This is a genomic window from Ralstonia sp. ASV6 (genome assembly GCF_016429285.1).
Lineage (GTDB): Bacteria > Pseudomonadota > Gammaproteobacteria > Burkholderiales > Burkholderiaceae > Ralstonia > Ralstonia flaminis.
Genome location: NZ_JAELUI010000680.1, coordinates 1 through 297 on the forward strand (window position 1 = coordinate 1; position 297 = coordinate 297).

Annotated in this window: 1 protein-coding gene; it reads right to left on the minus strand. The window is 62.6% G+C overall.

Annotated elements, in window-relative coordinates; translation table 11 throughout:
- Window positions 1–297, minus strand: a 297-nt coding sequence (locus tag JHD73_RS28870) for a transposase (RefSeq protein ID WP_199033458.1), incomplete at both ends; no start/stop codon positions are given.

The window sequence follows — 297 nt, forward strand, 5'->3', positions numbered from 1 at the left end:
TCGGGCATGCCCTTGAGGCCATCGGTGACAGCGATCAGGATGTCGCACACGCCGCGCGTCTTCAGATCGTTGAACACCTTCATCCAGAACTTGGCGCCTTCGGTGCTTTCGATCCACAGGCCCAGGATGTCGCGGGTGCCGTCCGGCAGCATCCCCAGCGCCAGGTAGACGGCCTTGTTGCGCACCACCGCGTCCTCGCGGATCTTGACCCGCAGTGCATCGAAGAACACAACCGGATACATGGCTTCAAGCGGTCGGGCCTGCCAGGCAGTGACTTCGGCCATCACCTCATCGGTG